Raw genomic sequence first — 18,575 nt, forward strand, 5'->3', positions numbered from 1 at the left:
TTTCTTGAGCCCGTATGACGAAGCGCGGGGAGGGTTATTCCCTCCGCTCTGAAATTTCAGTTCATGAAGTCTTGCTTGCGCTGCTCACCTTTGTGGGAATCACCACAACACCTTGTAGGAGACGTCGGAGGTTACGACGGCAGCGAAGCGGTAGATCAGGCCGCCTGCAATTGCACCTGCACAATCGGCTTGCGCATCAACGTCCCGACCAGCAACGCAGCCAACAATCCGACGCCCCCGACGACCCACAACACCGATGCAAATCCATTGACAAACGCCTGCTGCGCCAACGGCTGCACCACCTCGCGCGCGCTGGCATCCAGTGCTTGCAGCGCCGCAGTCATGTCCCCGGCGACCACCCGCGAGGCCATGTATTCGGCTTGGTCCAGCCATTGCGGCGCGACGTTTTGCAGGTTCGCATTCAGCGCCTTGAGCGTATGGCTGGCGAGCAGCGCGCCATATACGCCGATCGCCAGCATGATCGAGCTGAAACGCATGGTGGTACTTAGCCCTGAGGCCATGCCAGTGCGCTCGCGGGGCACGCAGGCCATGATGTTTTTCTGGGTGTCGCCATTGAGCAGCCCGGCGCCAGCCCCAGTCACGGCCATGGCCACGGCAAATGCCGGATAGCCGCCGAGGGCAGTGGCCCAAGCGCACAGCAGGTTGCCCAGACTGACCAGCGTCAGACCCAATGCCATCATCGCCGCGGGGGACAAATAACGAGAGAGTGTGGGCCCCAACCGCGGGCACAGCAGCATAGTGAGGGCAAACGGCAGCATGCCCAGCCCCGAACTGATCGCGCTGAAGCCCAGACCGTTTTGCAGGTAAAACGGCAGCAGTGTCATCATCACCTGGGCGCAGCCGGCGTAGGCGAACATCCCCAACAACGCGCCAATAAAACGCGGTGACTTGAACAGCTGCAGATCGACCATCGGCCGACGCTGCAGGCGTTCGGCCAGGACGAACAGGCCCAGCAGCAGGGCGCCGCCGCCCAGGCGGGCAAAGGTCAGCGGGTTGTCCCAGCCGATGCGGTTGGCTTCGATCAGGCCCCAGATCAGGCTCGCCAGGCTTGCGCTGAACAGCAGGCTGCCCACGGGGTCGAGGCGCGCCGACTGCTCGTTGCGCGACTCACCGATGTTGCGCAGGACCATGCTCAGCAGCACAAGTCCCACTGGCAAATTGAGATAGAAAATCCACCGCCAGCCCACCAACTCGGCGATCAGGCCGCCCACCGTGGGCGCTGCGGTCATCGCCACCCCCATGCACGCGCCCCAGAACGCCCAGGCCTTGGCCCGCTCGGCTTCATCGTGAAACACATGGCCAATGGTCGCCAGCGCCGAGGTCAGCAGTAACGCGGCGCCGACCCCTTTCAGCGCACGAGCGATGTCGAGAAACACGATGTTGGGCGCCGCGCCACAACCCAGTGACGCGAGGATGAACAGCACCAGCCCCATCAGCAGCATTTTCTTGCGCCCGAAGCGATCGGCCAGGCTGCCCGCGGGCAACAACAGGGCTGCGAACGCCAGCATGTAAGCGCTGACCACCCACTCGATGTCGGCGAAGCCGGCCCCCAGATCCCGAGCAATACTTGGCAAGGTGACGGCGACGATGTTGGTGTCGAGCACAATCAGTGAACACACGCCCGATGCAGTCAGCAGGGTCATGCGGGGAGAGGGGTGTGGCATGGTGAAGGCTCCGGGTGTTAGGTTTCAGCTAATGCTCAGTCGGGTCGGCCTGTAGGAGCGCGCTTGCCCGCGATGGCGTCAGCTCTGTCATAGATATGTGCTCTTACATACGGCTATCGCGGGCAAGCGTGCGTCTACACCAATTTGATGGCACTCAGCATATCGCCGGATGTAGTAGGTGTTATTACCTGCCTCAAACCATTTCATTACCTCAAAGGTAACGACACATGGAAATTCGTCACTTCCGTTATTTTCTCGCCGTGGCGCGGCATCGGCATTTCACCCGCGCCGCTGAACAACTCGGCATCGCGCCACCCACCCTGACTCGCCAGATCCAAGACCTGGAAAGCGCACTGGGCACGCGATTGTTCGTGCGCGAGCAGCGTGAGGTCCGCCTGACCGACGCAGGTCGAGCGTTACAGATTGAAGCGGAACTGGCTGTGCGCCAGTTCGAAACTGCGCAATACAACGTGCAGCGCGCCGGGCGGGGCGAGGCGGGCAAGATCGAGTTGGGGTATGTGGCGTCGGCGGTGTTTTCCGGGGTGTTGCAGCGTCAGGTGGGTGACTTTCGTCAGCGCCATCCCGATGTCGATTTCGCGATCACGGAGCAGTTGATGCCCGCATTGCCACGCATGATCGAAGAAGGGCGACTGGACGTGGGTTTCATTCGTTCTCCCATGAACCTGCCGGAGTCGGTCAACGCTGTGAAGCTGCTGACCGAAGGCTTTGCCCTCGCGCTGCCGGAGAGCTCATGGCTGTGCAAACTCGCGTCGATCAACGCGCTGCACCTGCAAAACGAAACCTTCATTCTGCCCGAGCAGATATCTGGCACTCTGGAGGTCGCGGCCCAAGGGGGATTTGCCCCGACCCTCGGGCCGCAGCCAGGTGGGCTGGTGTCAGTGGTGGCGCTGATCAGTCTCGGCCAGGGCGTGGCCGTGGTGCCTGAGTCGGTGGTCGATCACATTCGCTTGCCCAATGTGCTCTATCGACGCATCGAGGACTGCCAACCCACGTCCCACCTGTCGCTGATCCACCGCCGCTACGAGAAGGCGCCTGCCGTCACGCGTTTCATCGAGCACGTGAAGGCATCGCGGGAAGCGTGATCATTCCTGCCAAGCCAGCAGCCCCTGCAGCACGGTTTTCAAGTCCACCCGGCCTTTGCGCGGCAGGCCTTCGAAGCGAATCCAGCCTTCATTGAAACCATCGAGCATCTGCATGCGCGGCAGCGGGTTGCTCATCCCTTGCGAGGTGAACAGGTTCTGCCAGCTGCGCGCCTTTCTGGAGTTTGTGGTCGCGCTGAGCCGTTAGGCCGGCTGTTTCGTGAACGATCAGCCCTTGGCAGCCAGTTCGGCTTCTTCATCCATGCGGTCGGACTCGAACAGCTCGGCCAGTTCGGTACGGGCTTCCAGCGCGCTCTGCATGACCTTGGCGGCGTCGTCGTAGATCATGTGCTGGCGATTGAGCACCTGTTCGTCGTGACGCTTGAAACGGCTGATCCGCGCGGCCGCCTGAGCCTCGCTCAAGCCCAGGCCGATCAAGGTGCGGCGGGTCATCTCAAGGCTGGAATAAAAGGTTTCCCGCACGGCTTGGGCGTCGAGGTCCATCAGGCGATGAACGTGCTGACGGTTTCGGGCGCGGGCGATGATCTTCAGGTGCGGGTACAGCTTGCGCACCAGCTCCGCGGTCTTGATGTTGGTGTCCGGATCGTCCGTGGCAATGACGAAGTATTCGGCCTGATCCACCTTGGCGGCGCGCAGGATTTCCGGGCGTAGCGGGTCGCCGTAGAACACCGGCACGTTGCCGAAACTGCGGGTGAACTCGATGGTTTCCACCGAGGTGTCCAGGGCAATGAAAGGGATCTTCTGTGCCCGCAGGATACGCGCCACGATCTGGCCCATACGGCCCATGCCAGCGATGACCACACGCGGGTTGTCGGACTCGATTTCCTTGTATTCCTCCGGCACTTCCTTGACCACCGGCTTGGGCTTGAGCCAGCGCGACATGATCAGCAGCAGAGGCGGGGTCAGCGCCATGGACAACGTGATGGTCAGCACCAGTGTGTCATAGAGGCCGGCATCGAACAGGCCCTGATCGCGCCCGATCTTGAAGACAACGAACGCGAACTCACCACCCGCCGCCAGCACCAGACCCAGGCGTAAGGCACTTTGCGCGCCCAGCCCACCGGCCAGTCGGCCGACGAAGAACAGCAGCGGCAGCTTTAGGGCGATCAGCAAAACCGTCAGCGCCAGCACGGTGACCGGTGAACTCAGTAGCAGCCCCAGGTTGGCGCCCATGCCGACGCTGATGAAGAACAGGCCCAGCAACAGGCCCTTGAACGGTTCGATCTGCGATTCCAGCTCGTGGCGATACTCCGAATCGGCCAGCAGGAGGCCGGCGAGGAAGGCGCCCAGCGCCATCGACACGCCGACCAGATCCATCAAATAGGCCGTGCCAATCACCACCAGCAGCGCAGTGGCCGTGGACACTTCCTGCAACTTGGTTTTGGCGACGATGCGAAACACGGGGCGCAGCAAATACCGACCGCCGACCACCACCGCCGCAATGCCACCCAATACTTGCAGGCCGTGGCGCAGAGAGTCGCTCGAAGACGCATCGTGATCGCCGCCTGCGAGCATCGGCACCAGGGCGATCAGCGGGATCGCTGCAATGTCTTGAAACAATAGAATGGCAAAGGCCAGCCGGCCGTGAGGTGCGTTCAGCTCCTTGCGCTCCGCCAGGCTCTGCAGACCGAATGCGGTAGACGACAGCGCAAGCCCCAAGCCCAGCACCACCGCGCTGTTCAGCGGCTGACCGAAGCCGAGCAGGGCGACCGTGCCGATCACCAGGCCCGTCAGCAACACCTGCGCCAGACCGACGCCGAATACCGATTTGCGCATCACCCAGAGGCGCTTGGGCGACAGCTCAAGGCCGATGATGAACAACAGCAAGACCACGCCCAGTTCGGAAATGTGCGCCACGCTTTGCGGGTTACCGATCAGGCCCAGGCCTGAAGGGCCGATGATCACGCCAGCGATCAGGTAACCGATCACTGCGCCCAGTTGCAGGCGCTTGGCCAGCGGCACGGTCAGAACGGCGGCGAGCAGAAACACGACTGCGGCCTGTAACAGGCTGCCTTCATGGGGCATTGGGGACTCCTTTCTACGACGGGAAAATTTCTTACATGAAATGTAACGAGTGCGTATTAAACCACGGCAAAGTGTCAGGATTGCGTGACCGAGACGCTTCGCCGCAGTATCGGGCGCACTGGCACAGGGTGCTATCACCTTTGTGACAGCGTAAGATATGCGGCGCGTTTGCCGTTGTGCGAATGCTCTCCACCGTTTTCAGGACCCCCGCAATGACCCACAAACAGCGTCTGATTTACTCGATCCTCATCGCCCTGAGCGTGCTGGCGATCATGCTCGGCCTGTCGCACTTGCAGACCATCGGCGTGCTCGACCAGAAGACCTTCCAGTACATCGCCATGTTCGTGGCTGTCGTTGTGGTGGTGCTGAACGGCGTCATGCGACGCAAGGTCAAACGCTGATCGGCTGCCGGCCAAACGTACTGTGGGAGCGAATTCATTCGCGAGACTTGGGTCCAGGCGACAGATCTTCGGCGTCTGTACGGGCCATTCGCGAATGAATTCGCTCCCACAGGTCGTCACTTGCGGCGACAATCTGCGCCATGTTTTGCATCACCCCGTTACACAACCCCGCCTGAACTATTTTTTCCCCCGTGAACTCCAAAAAATCGCACGTATAAAGCCCGCAAAGGGAAATGGAGTTCAAAGATGATCAAGACACTGACTGCCGCCGTTCTTGCCACTGCCGCTCTGGCCACCGCACCGTTCGCTCTCGCGGACAAGCCGGGCCCGGGCTGGATCACCATCGAGAAGGCCATCGAAAAAGCCAAGTCTGCGGGTTACACCCAGATCTACAAGATCGAAGCCGACGACAATGGCTACTGGGAAGGCGAGGGGCGCAAGGCTGACAGCCTGACCTACGAATTCCGTATCGACGGCACCTCCGGCAATATCCTGCGCGATCAGAAAGACTGATCGGCGTCTCAAACGTGGGAGCGCCAACCGGTCGCTCCCACCTTGCGTTGCGCTTTACTCACTTCACCCAATCCGACACTCTTGCGCTCCCTTTCCATGTCAGCAGGAAGCGATGCATGAGTGTGCGAATCGAATTCAAGAGCAACCCCAGCGAAGACGAACGTCTGCAGATCCTCGAACCGTTGAAGGCCTATAACGCCGCGAAGGCGGGTGACGGACTGTCGGAGAAGTTCGCCTTTTTCGTGCGCGACGAAACCACCGACGTGGTGCTTGGCGGGTTGCACGGCCGCATTCTTTACCGCTGGCTGTTCATCGAGCTGCTCGTGGTGCCCGAGCAGGCGCGGGGTCAACGCATGGGCAGTCAATTGATGGATATGGCCGAAGCGTTTGCCCGGGAGCGCAACTGCGTCGGGGTCTGGCTCGACACCTTCGATTTCCAGGCCCCCGACTTCTATCGCATGCACGGCTATCAGGTGTTCGGCCATTTGGACGATTACCCTCCGGGCCATCAACGGCTGTTCTTCCAGAAGCGCCTGGACTGACCTGCGCCAGCGAAAGCGCTGGATCGATCGACCAGGACAACGCATTGGCCTGCGGCTTGCAGGGACTTTACAGGTACAAGGCAGAGCATACGCAACGAATCTGGCGCCGAGTACGAAGGTCTGACGCTCCATGGATCGATCCTTATCGGCTCAGGGCGAACGTGAAGCAAGCAGCAGGCGCGCTGTTTACCCCGTGGTTCGCGCGCAGTACTCTCCTGACGCTCGTTCACGTTCTGTTTGGCTTCCACTTCCAATAATCACACCGGAGCTTCAGATGTCTGCATCCCGCGACCCCGTTGATACCCAGACGATTTCCTTCGCTGACCTCACCGAATTGCTGCGCCAGATTTTTCTGCGCCACGGCACCTCGGCCGAGGTGGCAGGCGTGCTGGCTGAGAACTGCGCCAGCGCCGAGCGCGACGGCTCGCACAGTCACGGGATCTTCCGCATCAAGGGTTACCTGTCGTCACTGGCCGCCGGTTGGGTCGACGGGCAAGCAGTGCCCAAGGTTGAGGATGTGGGTGCAGGTTTCGTGCGGGTCGATGCCGCGGGCGGTTTCGCCCAGCCGGCGATGCAGGCGGCCAAGGCGCTGTTGATCGAGAAGGCGCGCAGTGCCGGCATCGCGATCCTGGCGATTCGCAACTCGCACCACTTCGCGGCGCTGTGGCCGGACGTCGAGCCCTTTGCCCAGGAAGGTCTGGTGGCCCTGAGCGTGGTCAACAGCATGACCTGCGTGGTGCCCCACGACGCGCAAAAACCGCTGTTCGGCACCAACCCGATCGCCTTTGCCGCGCCAAGGGCAGGAAGCGATCCGATCGTTTTCGATATGGCCACCAGCGCCATCGCCCACGGCGACGTGCAGATTGCCGCGAGGGAAGGGCACCGGCTGCCACTGGGCATGGGCGTCGACCGCGCCGGGCAACCTACCGAAGATCCCCAGGCGATTCTCGATGGCGGCGCGCTATTGCCATTCGGAGGCTATAAAGGCTCGGCGTTGTCGATGATGGTCGAGCTGCTGTCGGCGGCGCTCACCGGGGGCAACTTCTCGTTCGAGTTCGACATGTCCAGCAAGCCGGGCGCGCAAACCCCGTGGACTGGTCAGACCATCATCGTTATCGACCCTGACAAAGGCAGCGGCCAAGCCTTCGCCCAACGCAGTGAAGAGCTGGTGCGGCAGATGCACGGCGTGGGCCAGGAGCGCATGCCAGGGGATCGTCGCTATCGTCAGCGGGAAAAGTCCTTGGCCCAAGGCATCGTGTTGTCGGCTGGGGACCTGGCACGCCTTAAAGAGCTTACTGGCGTCTGAAACTTGCGCATTCAAGTGGAACCGGCAGCTTCAGAACGCTGAGACTGCCGTCGATCTCTCACTCGAATCAGACACGACCGCTCGTCGACATATGGCTTGCGTTTGTGTGGAGATGAAAATACTGTATGTTTAAACAGTATTCGAGAAAGAGGGAATGACCATGCAAACCAATCTTGCCCACACCAATCAATCATTCACGGCCGAGCCCGCCGAAGCCTCGTTCGAGAGCGTCTGGGGCAATGCGATGCAGCGCGAGGATTTTCTTGCTCTGGCAGCCGGCGTGCGTCAGTTCAGTCTGGGGATGGCTGACCTGACGCTGGTCAGTTCGGCGCAGCATCACGCGGGCGAGCAGGCGCACCTCGCTGCCGAGTGAAGGGCAGCAGGTGTTAACTCAGTTTTTCTGGGGAATGGGTGCGGTCACGGCTTCGCGAGTCGCGGTGCCATCAGCTTCAGGCTGGCGCTTTTTGCCCATTCTGATCAGGCTGACCGCAAACAGGGTTCCCACCAGCGACAGGGCGCACCAAGCCAGGATAAATGTGATCACGTCTGGGTCTCCGAACTACACAATCGGGTTGCCTGCAAAAAGGCAAACTCTCCATCCGAATCTATCGGCCGTACCGGGAATATCCTGAGGCCCAAAGCGCAAAGCTTGAACAATTGTCGGGGGAACCGCAACTCCACCGGACCGATGGGGTCTTGCATTAAACAGCGTCCTGCCCCAACGACCACCACCCCGAGGCCCGTGTTTATGAAAGATCTTGGTTCACGATTGAAAGAAGAGCGCAAACGCCTCGGACTGTCCCAGCAGGAGTTCGGCACGATCGGAGGCGTGGAAGCCAATGCCCAAGGCAAATACGAAAGCGGAGAGCGCATCCCCCGATCCGACTATCTCGCTGCGCTGGAGAAAAAGGGTGTGGACGTACTTTTCGTGGTGTCTGGCAAGCGCACGCCCATGACAGTCGATTCGCTGAATGAGGCCGAGCGCGCGATCATCACCCATTACCGCGCGTTGAGCGAAGACGATCAGGACGCGATTTCCCAGCTGGCCACTTCGTTGTCCGAATGCGCGATGGAGGCAACACAGTCCTGAAGCTCTGGTTGGTTCGGGCTTGGGATGGGCGCTGGCTGCTTGCGAGTGAATATATGAAACGTATATGCTTCGTATATTCATAGCGAGGTTTATCCATGGGGCTGGTCAAAATTTCCGAACAGATGCACGCCAATCTCCGCTCGGCCAGCGCCGCGCTGAGCCGCTCGATCAATGCGCAGGCCGAACACTGGATGCGTGTCGGCATGCTCGCTGAACTCAACCCGGGCCTTAACTACAGCGATATCTGCCAGTTGCTCATTCGCGCTGAAGCGTCGGGGGACCCATTGCTGGAAGCGGCCTCAGAGGAGTCTGTAGACGATGAACCCCAGACTCGGGCGGTGTCGCGATGAGCATCAGCATCAAGAGTGAAGCGGATCTGGTGGGGCTGCGCGTCGCGGGGCGTCTGGCAGCGGATGTGCTGGCGATGATTGCCCAGCACGTCAAACCCGGTATTAGTACCGAGGCGCTGGACGACATCTGCAACGATTACATCGTCAACGAACTCAAGGTGATCCCGGCCAACGTCGGCTATCACGGCTTTACCAAGACCACCTGCATTTCCCCCAACACGGTGGTTTGTCACGGCATTCCTTCTGCAGACGACATCTTGAAGGAAGGCGACATTGTCAACATCGACGTCGCCGTCATCAAGGATGGCTGGTACGGCGACACCAGTCGCATGTATTACGTCGGCGAAGTCAGCCCCTTGGCCAAACGACTGGTCGAGACCACGTACGAAGCGACGCTGGCTGGCATTCATGCGGTACGGCCCGGTGCGACGCTGGGCGACATTGGTAATGCGATCCAGACCGTGGCCTATCGCGAAGGCTTCAGCGTGGTGCGTGAGTACTGCGGCCATGGCATCGGTCGCAAGTACCATGAGGAACCGCAGGTGCTGCATTACGGCGCAGCGGGGAAGGGCCTCAAGCTCAAGCCGGGCATGGTGTTTACCATCGAGCCGATGATCAACGCCGGCAAGCCCGGTACCCATGTGCTGGACGATGGCTGGACCGTACTCACCCGCGACCAATCGTTGTCAGCGCAGTGGGAGCACATGGTGGCGGTGACCCCGACCGGGTTTGAGCTGCTCACCCCGTGGCCGGATGGCACAGGCGATTACCCTGAAGTGTGATGTCATCGCGCGGACTGCGGATTTCGACGAATAAAGTCACAATTGTTCAAGTGACGTAAAGTCGACTGAGCTTGTAGGATTCTTCTCGTTCCCCTGTAGTGCTGCTGCCTGACCGGCTCACGGATGATCAGGCAAGCAGCACTTGGGGAGAACACCAGAATGCTTTGCAGATGACATGAAAAAACCGGCCTGGGCCGGTTTTTTCATGGGAGCAGGTTCAGCTTTGCAGCTGCTTCGCAGCGTCCACGCCTGCAGAACTGAGTTTCACCGGGTATTTCAGCGAGCGTTCGCCCTTGGACGGGCTATCTACGCACCCGTCATGAATCAAGCCCGCTTTTTGGAGGTGCTCGAGGGTATCGGCAACGGCGTGCTCCCCTCGATAATTGTCCAGAACTTCTTTGCCAAGCCCCGCTGGATGAGCGTGTAGGAGGCGGGTCAGCACTTCGTTCTTGAGTGCGTTATCAATGGTCATATTTTCCTCGCTTTGCTGGTTTCATGAGCGCTGCTAGAAATACCGACCACTGGATATGCGGTTTGTTTGGACTTTCTGTCGACTCAGGTGCGTTTCCAGTGCACCTGAGTGATGCCTAGTCCTTCGGCGTAGAGCATGGCCAGGCGAACCGGCCCGGTGGCGACGCTGGTATCGAGATTGCCGACGCCTGCGTGCAGGGTTGCGAAGTGCAACGCCTGGCTTTCACACAGATGCCGTGCGTGGTGGGAGAACTGTCGGGGTTCGCCCCGGAAGCGGTAATGAATTTCAAAGTCCTTGGAATCATTCATCATCATCGGCCTGTTGGGCGTCATGCACGCCGGTCTGAAATTGAGTACTTCCTGATGTACCTGACAGCGTCTGCGCCGAATGCATCGGCGGTGCTGTCACTTCATTTCGAGATCGATACAGGCTGCTGGAGCGTTTTCCTGCCTTGGATCGTACTGCGTGTTCTCTGCCTGAGACGAGTAACCTGCCGTTGTTGCGAAGGGCTACTGACCATCAGAGGATTGCACTGTTTGATGGCGATATGCATCTTGCGCCGATAAGCGGCCATGTGCCATATCTGTTCGGATATGACTTGATGTCCGAAGTGTCAGGAGGCACTTTTTTGGATGTGTCCCACTGTTGGTGGGCAAGCCTTGTAACTTATCGGCTTGGACGACACGTTTTGTTGAAAAAGGGCAATCTGATGGCCCGCATCACGCTGATTTTCTGAAAAAATCCTTTCCTTTCAGTCAATTCCGGAACGAAACGTATGCGAAGTGTGGGGTTAGGCGTGGCAGCATGGGTTTTGACGATGGCCGTTGTGATGCCAGCGCAGGCTCGGGATATCAGTAAAAACGATCTGCAGGTGTGCAAGTGGGGTGCTGGCATGGCGGGGGCAGCGCAGCAATCCAAGCTATCTGGCACCACGCTTTACAGCGCACGGAAAAAACTGCAGTCGCGAAAGTTCACGCAGCCGTGGATGCGCAAGATGGCGGTTGGCATTACCGAGCAAACCTACAAGAGCCGGTCGCGACTCAAGCCGGCTGCAGTGAAGCAGACCTATTACGACGGTTGCATCCAGCACGATTTGGCGCGTAAGTAGACTGAATAAAGGGACGCATCTGGCAATCAGGCGCGTCCCTTTCATTACAGCAAGCGGCTATCAGCGGCAGTTGCCTGCCAAGTGATAGTGCTGAGCCTCGGCTGCTGCGGCGGTATCGAACTCTACCCGGTTTTTTTCTGAAACAGAGTTGTACGACGGGCAATCGGGCCTGTGATAGACCATTGTTTTTTTGTTGCCGCGAATGGCAACGGTCAGGTTTTTAGCACCCGTGTCGCTGGCCGTCGGTTTCATCGGGTTGGGCGCGATTGGTTTGGCGGGCGCTGACGCAACCACTGCAGAGGCACTGCCACCCTTGAAGCTGGCGCTGAGAAAGATCGGCGCATGATCGGACACACTGTCACGCCCCTGCGCGTGGGTCATGCCCAGGAATTTCGGGTAGTTGAACACCTGAATGTTGTTGACCCTGATCGCCGAATTCTTGCTGACAAAGATGTTGTCATAGAGGTTGGCAAACTTGCCGTCGGTGGTCGATAACGTGCTCGCGCCGTCGAGCATCAGCGGCTTGGCGCTGGCGTCCAGCTGGTTCCAGGCGGGCGAGTTGGGGGGGGTGTTGAAGTCGCCCATGAGCATGATCTGGTTGTTGCCCGGGTAGGTGTCTTTCAGCCAGGCCCAGTAGCTCGACAGGGCTGTGATTTCCGAAGTACGGTCTGCCTGGCTCTTGCCATAGAGAATGTGCACGGTGGCGACCACAAAGGTCGTGTTGTCCCTGAGTGATCGGAAGCGGGCCGAGTAGGGTTCGCGCTCAAAGGTGTCGCCCCGGTCCAGGTAGGTGACGGCGCCATCTTCATAGGCCACTGCGTCGTCACGCCAAACGAATCCATACATTTCCTTGTAGGACGAACGCCCCACAGCGTGTGAGGCCATCGAACTCCAATGCTTGCCAGTCTGGCGGGTCAATTCTTTGGCAAGGGCCTGCAGCGCGTCTTCATTCATCAGTTCTTGTACGGCGAGAAAGTCGACCTTCTGCGCGACTTTGGCGATGCCCTGGAAGTCCTTGTTGGGTCGCACGCTCAGGTGCTCCAGGTTCCAGGTTCCGATGTTGACGTCAGCGGACGCGTTTTGCAGAAAAGAAAGAGCGAGCAGGAGTGAAGTGAACAATCTGAGCATGAATTCCAACTACGACAAATAGAAACGCAGGCGAGCCAAGGGGCCTGGCTCGCCGATGATGAAGGGTGATGGGCTTTGATCAGTCTTCTTTAGGGACTGTCCAGAAAATCTGGACGCCGCCATCGTCGCGCCAGGCCAGGGTCACGTTGTCGTTCTCGGCGATTTCCTCGAGCAACTGGCTCCAGTCATCTTCCTGCTCGTCCGCAAGGCGGAAAATCAACGCGGATCGTGATTTTTGCGCGGTGGGCGAATTGATGATCTTCTGGATGCGAATAGCCAGGCGCTCGTATGGGGCAGGGGCAGAAGCGGCGTTGTCAGACACGGAAAAGGTCCCTTGTTTTGCTGTATGTGTATACAGTATTTCAGTGCGAGACGTTTCGCAACAATGTCGTGGGTCGACGTACGAAAAATCCTGACAAGGCCCAAGTCTTTGATTTGCTTGATCGCTGTGCGGCCGCGAACCAAAGTCGATCGATTCGATCTGATCTTCTGACCGCGATTGAGTTCGCAATGATTGGAAAAGAAAAAGGAGACAGCATGAATATCAATGGGATGGGGCTGGCCGTGGCGTTGGCATGTTGCGTTGCGCTGGCCGGATGCTCGACAGCAACGGTGGTTACCCTGCAGAACGGCACGCAATACGTGACCAAGGATATGCCGAAGACCAAAAGCTCGGACGGCTTTTATGAATTCGAAGACATCTCCGGAAAGACCGTAAAGGTGCGCGCCGATGAAGTAGCGACGGTGAAGAAGGAAGATTGAAGTCGACCTGATCGAACCGCCTTCGATCAGATTTCGATGCGGCTGATCAGCCGTGATCCCTCAGGCGGATCGAATGAGCGGAGTGGGCATTGGAGCGTTTGCCAAATTCTGCACGGATGCGGGAAATTTCCTCGCGCAGTTTGTCACGGACATGCATCTGGTCGACGTCCGACAGCGATTCGTACCATTGCCGATAGGCTGCGCGGCTCTTTCCCACAGGACCCGAACCTGGGAGGGAGGAGATCATCGTTTGAATGAATTCCGAGGCGGGATCAGCTCCTTCCTCGGCTCGAAGGTCCTGTGTGGCCGGGTCCATCATGTGCGCTCCAACAATCCATCGGTCAATGGGCATCGCTCTTGGGATAATGGCGATGTCAGATGGCCGTCATCTTAGCGCAGGCTCAAGCATTACAGTGCATTAGCACGATAATTTAGTGTGCTGTGTCAACTGTCAGACAGTCGGACGCGAGTCACCGATCGCGTGCGGCGGGGTCGTTCAACGCGTAGGACGGATCTGAATGGCCAACGACTTACTTCTGGCAGTTGACAAAATTCGTCGCGATTACCATAGTTTCGTTCACGCAAACGTTTGCGGCTCATTCAGGTAGTCAACCTGGGGCGCATTCGATGCCGATACAATAATCATAATGTCGGAGTGATTCCATGAAGCTGCCATTCGCTGCACGTCTTCTTGCTGTTGCCATGCTCACCGCGAGCGCCGTTACCCTGCCTCTTTCCTCTGCCTACGCTGACGACGCCAAGAAGCCTACCGTCGCCCTGGTGATGAAATCCCTTGCCAACGAGTTCTTCCTGACCATGGAAGACGGCGCCAAGGAATATCAGAAACAGCATGCTGCCGACTTTGACCTGATCTCCAACGGCATCAAGAACGAGTCCGATACAGCCGCACAGATTGACATCGTCAACCAGATGATCGTCAAGAAGGTCGACGCCCTGGTGATCGCGCCCGCTGACTCCAAGGCGCTGGCCTCGGTGATCAAGAAAGCCATGGATGCCGGGATCAAGGTCGTCAACATCGACAACCAGCTCGATGCCGATGTGCTGAAAAGCAAAAACATCGAAGTGCCTTTCGTTGGCCCGAACAACCGCAAAGGCGCCAAGCTCGTGGGTGACTACCTGGCCAAGCAGCTGACGGCTGGCGATCAGGTCGGGATCATCGAAGGCGTGCCGACCACCACCAATGCCCAGCAACGCACCGCCGGTTTCAAGGATGCGATGGACGCGGCGCAGATGAAAATCGTCTCCACCCAATCGGGTAACTGGGAAATCGACAAGGGCAACGCCGTGGCTTCGGCCATGCTCAATGAATACCCGAACCTGAAGGCGTTGCTGGCGGGTAACGACAGCATGGCCCTGGGCGCTGTTTCCGCTGTTCGCGCCGCAGGCAAGGCAGGCAAGGTGCAGGTCGTAGGCTACGACAACATCAACGCCATCAAGCCGATGCTCAAGGATGGCCGTGTGCTGGCCACCGCTGACCAGTTCGCGGCTCGTCAGGCCGTGTTCGGTATCGACACTGCGCTGAAAATGGTCAAGGGCGAGAAGCTCGAGATCAAGGACGGCGTGATCGAAACCCCGGTCGAGCTGGTTACCAAGCCGCAATAAACAGGCTTTTCAACATCCGTACATACCGCCTGCCCTCCTTGGGGGCAGGCGCGTGGAGAGCGTTATGTCAGCGTCTGCTCAGGCCGCTGTTCTATCTGTCAGCGGCATCGGCAAAACCTACGCCCAACCTGTCCTCGGTGACATCGACCTGACGCTGTTGCGCGGGGAAGTGTTGGCGCTGACCGGGGAAAACGGCGCCGGTAAAAGCACTTTGTCGAAAATCATCGGCGGGCTGGTGACACCCACCGCCGGCCAGATGCAGTTCCAGGGGCAACCCTACGAACCCGCCAGTCGCACCCAGGCCGAGAAGCTTGGGGTGCGCATGGTCATGCAGGAGCTGAACCTGCTGCCGACCCTGTCGGTGGCGGAAAACCTGTTTCTGGATAACCTGCCCAGCCGGGCTGGTTTCATCAATCGCAAAAAGCTGCGCGAAGACGCCGTCAAGGCCATGGCTCAGGTGGGTCTGGAAGCCATCGACCCCGACACGCTGGTAGGCGAGTTGGGCATCGGCCATCAGCAGATGGTCGAAATTGCCCGCAACCTGATCGGCGATTGCCATGTGCTGATCCTCGACGAGCCGACGGCGATGCTGACGGCCCGCGAGGTGGAAATGCTGTTCGAGCAGATCACCCGCCTGCAGGATCGTGGCGTTTCTATCATCTATATCTCCCATCGCCTGGAGGAGCTGGCCCGCGTTGCCCAGCGCATCGCTGTGCTGCGTGACGGCAAGCTGGTGTGCGTCGACGCCATGGCCAATTACAACAGCGAACAACTGGTGACCCTGATGGTCGGCCGCGAGTTGGGCGAGCACATAGATCTTGGCCAGCGCCAGATTGGCGACGTCGCGTTGTCAGTCAAGGGCTTGAGCCGTTCCGACAAGGTGCGTGACGTGTCCTTTGACGTGCGCGCCGGCGAGATCTTCGGTATTTCCGGCCTGATTGGCGCGGGGCGTACCGAGCTGTTGCGCCTGATCTACGGCGCAGACATCGCCGACAGCGGGACGATTGAAGTCGGCAGCCCGTTGCAGCCCGTGCGAGTGAATTCCCCCGTGGACGCGGTCGGTCATGGCATTGCCCTGATCACCGAGGACCGTAAAGGCGAAGGCCTGCTGCTGACCCAGTCGATCAGCGCCAACATCGCGCTGGGCAACATGCACGCGATCTCCAGCAGCGGTGTGGTGAACGGAAACGCCGAAATGGCCCTGGCCAAGCGTCAGGTCGAGGCCATGCGCATTCGCAGCTCCAGCCCGACGCAACAGGTGTCCGAGCTATCCGGCGGCAACCAGCAGAAGGTCGTCATCGGCCGCTGGCTGGAGCGCGATTGCCAAGTGATGTTGTTCGACGAGCCAACCCGCGGGATCGACGTCGGTGCCAAGTTCGACATTTATGCCCTGCTGGGCGAACTGACCCGTCAGGGCAGGGCGCTGGTGGTGGTTTCCAGTGATCTGCGCGAACTGATGCTGATCTGTGACCGCATCGGCGTGTTGTCTGCCGGGCGTCTGATCGACACCTTCGAGCGCGCTAGCTGGACTCAGGACGAGTTGCTTGCCGCAGCCTTCGCCGGCTACCAAAAACGTGATGCGCTGCTCTCTGAAGCCGCGCCCAGGAACGACTGATGAAAACCTCGACGACTCCTGCCGCTCTGCCTTCGCCGGGCAAACGCAGCGGCAACTATTTTGGCCTGGGCACCTACCTGGGCCTGGCAGGCGCCTTGCTGGCGATGATCGTGCTGTTCTCGCTGCTCAGCGATCACTTCCTGTCCTACGAAACCTTCAGCACCCTGGCCAACCAGATCCCGGACCTGATGGTCCTGGCGGTAGGCATGACTTTCATTCTGATCATCGGCGGCATTGACCTGTCGGTGGGTTCGGTGCTGGCGCTGGCGGCCTCGGCGGTCAGCGTCGCGATGCTCGGCTGGGGTTGGGGCGTGCTGCCTTCTGCCTTGCTGGGCATGGCCTGCGCAACGGCGGCGGGCACCGTGACCGGCTCGATCACCGTGGCCTGGCGCATTCCGTCGTTCATCGTCTCGCTGGGCGTGCTGGAAATGGCGCGGGGCGTCGCGTATCAGCTGACCGACTCTCGTACCGCGTACATCGGCGACGCGTTCGCCTGGCTGTCCAACCCGTTTGCGTTCGGTATTTCGCCGTCGTTTGTCATTGCGTTGATCGTGATCTTCGCGGCGCAAGCGGTGCTGACCCGCACAGTATTCGGGCGCTACCTGATCGGCATCGGCACCAACGAAGAAGCCGTGCGTCTGGCAGGCATCAATCCAAAGCCCTACAAGATTCTGGTGTTCTCGCTGATGGGCTTGCTCGCTGGCGTCGCGGCGCTGTTCCAGATTTCGCGCCTGGAAGCAGCGGACCCTAACGCAGGCTCAGGCCTTGAGTTGCAGGTCATCGCGGCCGTGGTGATCGGCGGAACCAGCCTGATGGGCGGTCGCGGCTCGGTCATCAGCACCTTTTTTGGTGTGCTGATTATCTCGGTGCTGGCGGCAGGTCTTGCGCAAATTGGTGCGACCGAGCCCACCAAACGCATCATCACCGGCGCCGTGATCGTGGTGGCCGTTGTTCTGGACACCTATCGCAGTCATCGCGCACGGCGGCGCGGCTGATATGGCAACGATCAAGGACGTCGCTGCGATTGCAGGCATTTCCTACACCACTGTGTCCCATGTTCTGAACAGAACCCGGCCCGTGAGTGACGAAGTGCGTAAAAAAGTCGAGGCCGCCATCGCCCAGCTGGACTACGTGCCCAGCGCCGTGGCGCGTTCTCTGAAGGCCAAGTCCACTGCGACCATCGGCTTGTTGATCCCTAACGGCATCAACCCGTATTTCGCCGAGCTGGCCAGGGGTATCGAGGATTACTGCGAGCGAAATGGCTTCTGTGTGATCCTGTGCAACTCCGATGACAATCTGGACAAGCAGCGCAATTATTTGCGGGTGTTACTGGAAAAACGCGTCGACGGTTTGATCGTTTCTTCCGTGGGTGGCGGCGACAGTCTGGTTGACAGCCTGTCGGCAGTGCGCACGCCAATGGTCATCGTCGACCGCGATCTGGAAAACATCAGCGCCGATCTGGTACGCATCGATCACGAACTGGGCGCCTACCTGGCCACTTCGCACCTGCTGGAGCTGGGGCATCGACACATCGCCTGTGTTTGCGGCCCGGCTGAAACCAGCGTGGCGCGGATGCGTCTGGCCGGTTATCACAGGGCCATGACGCAGGCCGGTATCGAGGTGCCAGACAGCTGGGTGGTGGAGAGCGACTTCACCGGCCCCAGCGGTTATCAGGCCGCCGGCAAGCTGCTCGAGGGCGCCCGCCCGACGGCGATTTTTGCGGCCAACGACATGGTCGGTATCGGCGTGTTGCGGGCTGCGGCTGAGCGCAATGTGCGTGTGCCGGCGGACTTGTCGGTCATCGGCTTCGATGACATCCAGATGAGTCAGTATGTGTACCCCGCGCTGACAACGGTCGGGCAGTCGATCCTGCAATTGGGTGAGCGTGCGGCCGAGGTCTTGCTGCGACGGATTTCAACCCGAGGCGACAGCCCTGTGCAGCAGTTGATCGTCGCGCCGAGCATCGTGCTGCGCGAGTCCACTGCGCCGCCCACCAACGCTTTCAACGAGTTCCGCTGAGCCGGGCTTTACGGTCCGGATTGAAGAGTAAAG

24 protein-coding genes are annotated in these 18,575 nt (G+C 59.6%); 15 read left to right on the plus strand and 9 right to left on the minus strand.

The window, feature by feature from the left end; genetic code table 11:
• Window positions 1-155: 155 nt before the first annotated feature.
• Window positions 156-1,685 carry an MFS transporter gene (locus tag AC07V9_RS19865; RefSeq protein ID WP_495017356.1) on the minus strand — a complete coding sequence of 510 codons (1,530 nt, stop codon included), beginning with the start codon at window positions 1,683-1,685 and terminating at the stop codon, window positions 156-158.
• Between the two features lie 227 nt (window positions 1,686-1,912).
• On the opposite strand from AC07V9_RS19865, the gene AC07V9_RS19870 reads away from it, so the two are divergent.
• A complete protein-coding gene (locus AC07V9_RS19870) occupies window positions 1,913-2,788 on the plus strand; it encodes a LysR family transcriptional regulator (RefSeq protein ID WP_495017357.1) in 876 nt (291 codons plus the stop codon).
• On the opposite strand, the gene AC07V9_RS19875 is transcribed toward AC07V9_RS19870, so the two are convergent.
• Together AC07V9_RS19875 and AC07V9_RS19880 are read right to left on the minus strand one after the other, a co-directional pair.
• Window positions 2,789-2,923, minus strand: a complete 135-nt coding sequence (locus AC07V9_RS19875) for a hypothetical protein (protein WP_495017358.1) — start codon at window positions 2,921-2,923, stop codon at window positions 2,789-2,791.
• Window positions 2,924-3,013: 90 nt separating this feature from the next.
• Window positions 3,014-4,831: a monovalent cation:proton antiporter-2 (CPA2) family protein gene (locus AC07V9_RS19880; protein WP_495017359.1), complete on the minus strand. Its 1,818-nt coding sequence runs from the start codon at window positions 4,829-4,831 to the stop codon at window positions 3,014-3,016.
• A gap of 212 nt (window positions 4,832-5,043) precedes the next feature.
• Here AC07V9_RS19880 and AC07V9_RS19885 point away from each other — a divergent pair, with 212 nt between their 5' ends.
• The 5 genes from AC07V9_RS19885 (at window position 5,044) to AC07V9_RS19905 (ending at window position 7,966) form a co-directional block, all read left to right on the plus strand.
• Window positions 5,044-5,232 (plus strand): hypothetical protein, encoded by a 189-nt coding sequence (locus AC07V9_RS19885; protein ID WP_495017360.1) that lies wholly within the window; start codon window positions 5,044-5,046, stop codon window positions 5,230-5,232.
• Between the two features lie 246 nt (window positions 5,233-5,478).
• Window positions 5,479-5,745 carry a PepSY domain-containing protein gene (locus AC07V9_RS19890; RefSeq protein ID WP_495017361.1) on the plus strand — a complete coding sequence of 89 codons (267 nt, stop codon included), beginning with the start codon at window positions 5,479-5,481 and terminating at the stop codon, window positions 5,743-5,745.
• A gap of 116 nt (window positions 5,746-5,861) precedes the next feature.
• Window positions 5,862-6,287, plus strand: coding sequence for a GNAT family N-acetyltransferase (locus AC07V9_RS19895; RefSeq protein WP_495017362.1), 426 nt, complete (start codon window positions 5,862-5,864; stop codon window positions 6,285-6,287).
• A 274-nt stretch (window positions 6,288-6,561) separates the two neighbouring features.
• Complete coding sequence (locus AC07V9_RS19900) at window positions 6,562-7,593, plus strand: Ldh family oxidoreductase (protein ID WP_495017363.1); 1,032 nt, start codon at window positions 6,562-6,564, stop codon at window positions 7,591-7,593.
• 160 nt (window positions 7,594-7,753) lie between these two features.
• On the plus strand, window positions 7,754-7,966 hold the full coding sequence (locus tag AC07V9_RS19905) for a hypothetical protein (protein ID WP_495017364.1): 213 nt from the start codon (window positions 7,754-7,756) through the stop codon (window positions 7,964-7,966).
• Between the two features lie 18 nt (window positions 7,967-7,984).
• Here AC07V9_RS19905 and AC07V9_RS19910 read toward each other — a convergent pair whose 3' ends face one another.
• On the minus strand, window positions 7,985-8,137 hold the full coding sequence (locus AC07V9_RS19910; protein ID WP_495017365.1) for a hypothetical protein: 153 nt from the start codon (window positions 8,135-8,137) through the stop codon (window positions 7,985-7,987).
• A gap of 204 nt (window positions 8,138-8,341) precedes the next feature.
• On the opposite strand from AC07V9_RS19910, the gene AC07V9_RS19915 reads away from it, so the two are divergent.
• The 3 genes from AC07V9_RS19915 to map all read left to right on the plus strand — a co-directional run bounded on the left by AC07V9_RS19915 (window position 8,342) and on the right by map (window position 9,815).
• Window positions 8,342-8,683: a helix-turn-helix domain-containing protein gene (locus AC07V9_RS19915; RefSeq protein WP_495017366.1), complete on the plus strand. Its 342-nt coding sequence runs from the start codon at window positions 8,342-8,344 to the stop codon at window positions 8,681-8,683.
• A 95-nt stretch (window positions 8,684-8,778) separates the two neighbouring features.
• A complete protein-coding gene (locus AC07V9_RS19920) occupies window positions 8,779-9,033 on the plus strand; it encodes a ParD-like family protein (protein WP_495017367.1) in 255 nt (84 codons plus the stop codon).
• Window positions 9,030-9,815, plus strand: a complete 786-nt coding sequence (gene map / locus AC07V9_RS19925) for a type I methionyl aminopeptidase (protein WP_495017368.1) — start codon at window positions 9,030-9,032, stop codon at window positions 9,813-9,815. The genes AC07V9_RS19920 and map overlap by 4 nt, the downstream gene beginning before the upstream one ends.
• Before the next feature lie 217 nt (window positions 9,816-10,032).
• Here the strand turns inward: map and AC07V9_RS19930 are convergent, their stop codons facing one another.
• Together AC07V9_RS19930 and AC07V9_RS19935 are read right to left on the minus strand one after the other, a co-directional pair.
• Window positions 10,033-10,287 carry a hypothetical protein gene (locus tag AC07V9_RS19930; protein ID WP_495017369.1) on the minus strand — a complete coding sequence of 85 codons (255 nt, stop codon included), beginning with the start codon at window positions 10,285-10,287 and terminating at the stop codon, window positions 10,033-10,035.
• 83 nt (window positions 10,288-10,370) lie between these two features.
• Complete coding sequence (locus AC07V9_RS19935; protein WP_495017370.1) at window positions 10,371-10,595, minus strand: DUF6555 family protein; 225 nt, start codon at window positions 10,593-10,595, stop codon at window positions 10,371-10,373.
• A 509-nt stretch (window positions 10,596-11,104) separates the two neighbouring features.
• Here AC07V9_RS19935 and AC07V9_RS19940 point away from each other — a divergent pair.
• The gene (locus tag AC07V9_RS19940) at window positions 11,105-11,395 is read left to right on the plus strand and encodes a hypothetical protein (protein WP_495017371.1); all 291 of its coding nucleotides are present in this window, start codon (window positions 11,105-11,107) and stop codon (window positions 11,393-11,395) included.
• A 60-nt stretch (window positions 11,396-11,455) separates the two neighbouring features.
• On the opposite strand, the gene AC07V9_RS19945 is transcribed toward AC07V9_RS19940, so the two are convergent.
• Both AC07V9_RS19945 and AC07V9_RS19950 read right to left on the minus strand, forming a co-directional pair.
• Window positions 11,456-12,514: a sunset domain-containing protein gene (locus AC07V9_RS19945; RefSeq protein WP_495017372.1), complete on the minus strand. Its 1,059-nt coding sequence runs from the start codon at window positions 12,512-12,514 to the stop codon at window positions 11,456-11,458.
• 88 nt (window positions 12,515-12,602) lie between these two features.
• Window positions 12,603-12,845: a DUF1654 domain-containing protein gene (locus AC07V9_RS19950; RefSeq protein ID WP_495017373.1), complete on the minus strand. Its 243-nt coding sequence runs from the start codon at window positions 12,843-12,845 to the stop codon at window positions 12,603-12,605.
• Window positions 12,846-13,060: 215 nt separating this feature from the next.
• On the opposite strand from AC07V9_RS19950, the gene AC07V9_RS19955 reads away from it, so the two are divergent.
• Window positions 13,061-13,285 carry a YgdI/YgdR family lipoprotein gene (locus AC07V9_RS19955; RefSeq protein WP_495017374.1) on the plus strand — a complete coding sequence of 75 codons (225 nt, stop codon included), beginning with the start codon at window positions 13,061-13,063 and terminating at the stop codon, window positions 13,283-13,285.
• Window positions 13,286-13,331: 46 nt separating this feature from the next.
• Here AC07V9_RS19955 and AC07V9_RS19960 read toward each other — a convergent pair whose 3' ends face one another.
• Window positions 13,332-13,604, minus strand: a complete 273-nt coding sequence (locus tag AC07V9_RS19960; RefSeq protein ID WP_495017375.1) for a hypothetical protein — start codon at window positions 13,602-13,604, stop codon at window positions 13,332-13,334.
• Between the two features lie 344 nt (window positions 13,605-13,948).
• Between AC07V9_RS19960 and AC07V9_RS19965 the strand changes: the two genes are divergently transcribed.
• The 4 genes from AC07V9_RS19965 (at window position 13,949) to AC07V9_RS19980 (ending at window position 18,542) form a co-directional block, all read left to right on the plus strand.
• Window positions 13,949-14,908 carry a sugar ABC transporter substrate-binding protein gene (locus AC07V9_RS19965; protein WP_495017376.1) on the plus strand — a complete coding sequence of 320 codons (960 nt, stop codon included), beginning with the start codon at window positions 13,949-13,951 and terminating at the stop codon, window positions 14,906-14,908.
• A 64-nt stretch (window positions 14,909-14,972) separates the two neighbouring features.
• Window positions 14,973-16,523, plus strand: a complete 1,551-nt coding sequence (locus tag AC07V9_RS19970; protein ID WP_495017377.1) for a sugar ABC transporter ATP-binding protein — start codon at window positions 14,973-14,975, stop codon at window positions 16,521-16,523.
• Window positions 16,523-17,518, plus strand: a complete 996-nt coding sequence (locus AC07V9_RS19975; protein ID WP_495017378.1) for an ABC transporter permease — start codon at window positions 16,523-16,525, stop codon at window positions 17,516-17,518. Before AC07V9_RS19970 ends, AC07V9_RS19975 begins: the two co-directional genes overlap by 1 nt.
• Before the next feature lies 1 nt (window position 17,519).
• The gene (locus AC07V9_RS19980) at window positions 17,520-18,542 is read left to right on the plus strand and encodes a LacI family DNA-binding transcriptional regulator (protein ID WP_495017379.1); all 1,023 of its coding nucleotides are present in this window, start codon (window positions 17,520-17,522) and stop codon (window positions 18,540-18,542) included.
• Window positions 18,543-18,575: the final 33 nt, after the last annotated feature.

The sequence above is a fragment of the Pseudomonas sp. GW821-FHT02A11 genome, from assembly GCF_059421985.1.

Bases quoted from the DNA above. Each gene is read 5' to 3' on its own strand.
- AC07V9_RS19920 (WP_495017367.1), top strand. From the start codon at position 8,779: ATGGGGCTGGTCAAAATTTCCGAACAGATGCACGCCAATCTCCGCTCG.
- AC07V9_RS19885 (WP_495017360.1), top strand. From the start codon at position 5,044: ATGACCCACAAACAGCGTCTGATTTACTCGATCCTCATCGCCCTGAGC.
- AC07V9_RS19915 (WP_495017366.1), top strand. From the start codon at position 8,342: ATGAAAGATCTTGGTTCACGATTGAAAGAAGAGCGCAAACGCCTCGGA.
- AC07V9_RS19880 (WP_495017359.1), bottom strand. From the start codon at position 4,831: ATGCCCCATGAAGGCAGCCTGTTACAGGCCGCAGTCGTGTTTCTGCTC.
- AC07V9_RS19875 (WP_495017358.1), bottom strand. From the start codon at position 2,923: ATGAGCAACCCGCTGCCGCGCATGCAGATGCTCGATGGTTTCAATGAA.
- AC07V9_RS19955 (WP_495017374.1), top strand. From the start codon at position 13,061: ATGAATATCAATGGGATGGGGCTGGCCGTGGCGTTGGCATGTTGCGTT.
- AC07V9_RS19870 (WP_495017357.1), top strand. From the start codon at position 1,913: ATGGAAATTCGTCACTTCCGTTATTTTCTCGCCGTGGCGCGGCATCGG.
- AC07V9_RS19865 (WP_495017356.1), bottom strand. From the start codon at position 1,685: ATGCCACACCCCTCTCCCCGCATGACCCTGCTGACTGCATCGGGCGTG.
- AC07V9_RS19975 (WP_495017378.1), top strand. From the start codon at position 16,523: ATGAAAACCTCGACGACTCCTGCCGCTCTGCCTTCGCCGGGCAAACGC.
- AC07V9_RS19970 (WP_495017377.1), top strand. From the start codon at position 14,973: ATGTCAGCGTCTGCTCAGGCCGCTGTTCTATCTGTCAGCGGCATCGGC.
- AC07V9_RS19895 (WP_495017362.1), top strand. From the start codon at position 5,862: ATGAGTGTGCGAATCGAATTCAAGAGCAACCCCAGCGAAGACGAACGT.
- AC07V9_RS19890 (WP_495017361.1), top strand. From the start codon at position 5,479: ATGATCAAGACACTGACTGCCGCCGTTCTTGCCACTGCCGCTCTGGCC.
- AC07V9_RS19935 (WP_495017370.1), bottom strand. From the start codon at position 10,595: ATGAATGATTCCAAGGACTTTGAAATTCATTACCGCTTCCGGGGCGAA.
- AC07V9_RS19940 (WP_495017371.1), top strand. From the start codon at position 11,105: ATGGCCGTTGTGATGCCAGCGCAGGCTCGGGATATCAGTAAAAACGAT.
- AC07V9_RS19900 (WP_495017363.1), top strand. From the start codon at position 6,562: ATGTCTGCATCCCGCGACCCCGTTGATACCCAGACGATTTCCTTCGCT.
- map (WP_495017368.1), top strand. From the start codon at position 9,030: ATGAGCATCAGCATCAAGAGTGAAGCGGATCTGGTGGGGCTGCGCGTC.
- AC07V9_RS19960 (WP_495017375.1), bottom strand. From the start codon at position 13,604: ATGATGGACCCGGCCACACAGGACCTTCGAGCCGAGGAAGGAGCTGAT.
- AC07V9_RS19905 (WP_495017364.1), top strand. From the start codon at position 7,754: ATGCAAACCAATCTTGCCCACACCAATCAATCATTCACGGCCGAGCCC.
- AC07V9_RS19965 (WP_495017376.1), top strand. From the start codon at position 13,949: ATGAAGCTGCCATTCGCTGCACGTCTTCTTGCTGTTGCCATGCTCACC.
- AC07V9_RS19930 (WP_495017369.1), bottom strand. From the start codon at position 10,287: ATGACCATTGATAACGCACTCAAGAACGAAGTGCTGACCCGCCTCCTA.
- AC07V9_RS19980 (WP_495017379.1), top strand. From the start codon at position 17,520: ATGGCAACGATCAAGGACGTCGCTGCGATTGCAGGCATTTCCTACACC.